The organism is Pseudomonas frederiksbergensis, assembly GCF_000802155.2.
In the GTDB taxonomy this organism is placed as follows: Bacteria; Pseudomonadota; Gammaproteobacteria; order Pseudomonadales; family Pseudomonadaceae; genus Aquipseudomonas; species Aquipseudomonas frederiksbergensis_A.
This window is the reverse complement of record NZ_JQGJ02000050.1, coordinates 1-2,959: the sequence shown is the minus strand read 5'-3', so window position 1 is coordinate 2,959 and position 2,959 is coordinate 1. Positions and strand designations below refer to the sequence as shown.

General features: G+C 54.0%; 4 protein-coding genes and 3 tRNA genes. All 7 read left to right on the top strand.

Going from position 1 to position 2,959, the window contains the following annotated elements:
• Window positions 1-85: 85 nt before the first annotated feature.
• Window positions 86-1,042: a bifunctional biotin--[acetyl-CoA-carboxylase] ligase/biotin operon repressor BirA gene (gene birA / locus JZ00_RS29605; RefSeq protein WP_039594729.1), complete on the top strand. Its 957-nt coding sequence runs from the start codon at window positions 86-88 to the stop codon at window positions 1,040-1,042.
• The gene (locus tag JZ00_RS29600) at window positions 1,032-1,781 is read left to right on the top strand and encodes a pantothenate kinase (RefSeq protein WP_039594728.1); all 750 of its coding nucleotides are present in this window, start codon (window positions 1,032-1,034) and stop codon (window positions 1,779-1,781) included. The genes birA and JZ00_RS29600 overlap by 11 nt, the downstream gene beginning before the upstream one ends.
• A 7-nt stretch (window positions 1,782-1,788) precedes the next feature.
• On the top strand, window positions 1,789-2,244 hold the full coding sequence (locus JZ00_RS29595; RefSeq protein ID WP_039594727.1) for a hypothetical protein: 456 nt from the start codon (window positions 1,789-1,791) through the stop codon (window positions 2,242-2,244).
• A 142-nt stretch (window positions 2,245-2,386) separates the two neighbouring features.
• A tRNA-Tyr gene (locus JZ00_RS29590) sits at window positions 2,387-2,471 on the top strand.
• Between the two features lie 24 nt (window positions 2,472-2,495).
• A tRNA-Gly gene (locus tag JZ00_RS29585) sits at window positions 2,496-2,569 on the top strand.
• A 26-nt stretch (window positions 2,570-2,595) separates the two neighbouring features.
• Window positions 2,596-2,671: transfer RNA gene (locus JZ00_RS29580), tRNA-Thr, on the top strand.
• Window positions 2,672-2,755: 84 nt separating this feature from the next.
• A partial coding sequence (locus JZ00_RS29820) for a GTP-binding protein (RefSeq protein WP_039594682.1) occupies window positions 2,756-2,959 on the top strand: 204 nt, incomplete at its 3' end.

Genomic DNA, 2,959 nt, shown 5'->3' with positions numbered 1-2,959 from the left:
GCCTGCAGGAAAGTCATTTTGTGTTTCTATGCAACGGTCCTGTGCATGGCTATCATGCGGGCCTCATTATTAGGGCGCAGTCTCCATGCTCACGTTGCTAAAACTTCTGAAGGATGGTCGTTTCCATTCAGGCCAGGCGCTCGGTGCTGGGTTGGGCATCAGTCGCAGTGCTGTGTGGAAGCAGTTGCAGCATCTGGAGGCAGAATTGGGATTATCTGTTCATAAGGTCCGAGGCAGGGGATATCAGCTGGCTAGGCCGCTATCGCTCCTGGATGCTGCAGAGATCTGCGCAAAAGAAGGGCTTGCATGGCCTGTTTATATTCATGACTCCATCGACTCTACCAATGCTGAAGCGTTGCGCTCTATAGAGCGCGGAGCGGAGGCGCCTTTCCTGGTCTTGGCTGAGCGCCAGACCGCAGGGCGGGGTCGTCGTGGCCGAAAATGGGTCAGCCCGTTTGCCGACAACCTCTACTACAGTCTGGTCTTGCGTATTGATGGCGGCATGCGGCAAATCGAAGGGCTCAGCCTCGTCGTCGGTCTTGCTGTCATGCATGCGCTTCGTGATTTTGGTATCACGCGGGCGGGGCTGAAGTGGCCTAACGATGTTTTGGTAGGTGATAAGAAAATTGCCGGTATCTTGCTCGAATTGGTAGGTGATCCGGCGGATGTCTGTCATGTCGTCCTGGGTGTCGGGATCAATGTAAATATGCAATCGACTGATGAAGTTGATCAGCAATGGACATCCATGAACTTGGAGGCCGGGCGGGTATTTGATCGTAACGATCTCGTGGCGCATATGAGCACCAAGCTCCAGCAGTATCTGGAATTGCACCGCGCGTCGGGATTTGCGGCGATCCAGCTTGAATGGGAAAAATATCATTTATGGCAGGGTCGTGCCGTTTCGCTAATCGCAGGTGTTAACCAGGTTGATGGCGTTGTAATGGGAATCGACCGCCAGGGAGCGCTGCGTTTGAAGGTGGATGGTGTGGAAAGGTTCTTTAGCGGCGGTGAGCTCAGTTTGAGGTTGCGTGATGATTCTTGAGCTCGACTGCGGAAACAGCTTCATCAAATGGCGCGTCCTTCGCTCCGATGGCGTAACACCTGTGGAAGGTGGAGTGGTTGGTTCCGATGATGATCTGCTGGCCAGTCTGAATGACGGCCAGAAATTCCAGTTGAATAAGTGCCGGCTGGTCAGTGTCAGGACGCTCGAGGAAACCGACTCGTTAGTCTCGTCCCTGGTGAAGGCTTTCGGGGTGTCTGTGGTTCGTGCCGTGCCGGCTCGAGAGATGGCGGGCGTCACAAACGGCTATGAGGAATACGAACGGTTAGGTCTTGATCGCTGGCTTGCCATGCTTGGGGGCTTCCACCTCGCTTCCGGCGCATGCCTGGTGCTCGATTTCGGTACGGCCGTTACAGCAGACTTTGTTGGGGCGGACGGTAAGCATCTCGGGGGCTTCATCTGTCCAGGCATGCCTTTGATGCGTAACCAGTTGCGTACCCACACTCGGCGAATTCGCTACGACGATACCGCCGCTGAGCGAGCCCACGAAAGCCTTGCTCCAGGTAGAGCGACTGTCGAAGCGGTTGAGCGCGGTTGTATGCTGATGCTCAGGGGCTTTGTCCTGACCCAGCTCGAATTGGCGCGGCAATATTGGGGAGAAAGCTTCGAAGTATTCTTGACGGGAGGGGACGCCAACTTGGTTGCTGGGGTTGTTCCGAATGCCAAGGTTGCGCCTGACCTGGTTTTTGTTGGTTTGGCCATGGCTTGTCCTTTGTCTTGAGGTTTCTATGCGGTGGTTGTTTCTTTTATTGTTGGTTCTGAATGGCTTCTACTATGTCTGGCATCAGCAGGAGGCCCCCCTGCGCGCCAAGGATGTCACGCCCCTGAGCTTGTATCGCGGCGCGCAGCAAGACATCCATCTTCTGAGTGAAACGGCGGATTCGCTTGTCAGGCGTGACTTTGGCAAGTCCGGTGAGGCGCGCAAGAATTGTAACTATCTTGGCGGCTTTGCTAGTCCGGAGCCGGCCAGGCAGTTGGAGCAGCGATTGCTTTCGTTGGGGGTGATGGGTCGTACTTCGACGTTGAGTGCCGAGGGGGTTCCTGAGGTCGAAGGATTTTGGGTCCGGGTCCTTCCTGAAAGCGCGGTAAAGGTCAATGAAGGACTGGTCCAAAACCTTTCTAAAGAATTCAATGAGTTAAAACACAAAATAATGCCTTGCGAAGGGGTTGCGCCTGCTGGGTAGTTTGCATAGAATGGCGCCCGCTTCGCAGCGAAGACCTTTAATGGTTGTCAGTGCGAAGCGAGGTCAACGCAGCTAACCTCAGGTTTTTAATGAGAAAATGCTTGACAGAAGGCTGGCATGATATAGAATGCCGGCTCGCTTAGGAGGGGTTCCCGAGCGGCCAAAGGGATCAGACTGTAAATCTGACGTCTACGACTTCGAAGGTTCGAATCCTTCCCCCTCCACCATTTTTAGCGTGAGCTGCAAGCTCCGCGGGTATAGTTTAGTGGTAGAACCTCAGCCTTCCAAGCTGATGATGCGGGTTCGATTCCCGCTACCCGCTCCAAGTTTGCAGGTTGTGCAAAGTGTTTCGCTCTTGTAGCTCAGTTGGTAGAGCACACCCTTGGTAAGGGTGAGGTCAGCGGTTCAAATCCGCTCAAGAGCTCCATATTACAAGGCAGATATGAAAATATCTGCCTTTGTTTTAATGGCTTGTGTGACTTGCTAAATTCTTCTCCTAGGGGTGATTTCGATGGCTAAGGAAAAGTTCGAACGTAATAAGCCGCACGTCAACGTTGGCACCATCGGTCACGTCGACCACGGTAAAACCACGCTGACCGCTGCTCTGACCCGTGTCTGCTCCGAAGTTTTCGGTTCGGCCAAGGTTGACTTCGACAAGATCGACAGCGCCCCGGAAGAAAAAGCTCGCGGTATCACCATCAACACCGCTCACGTC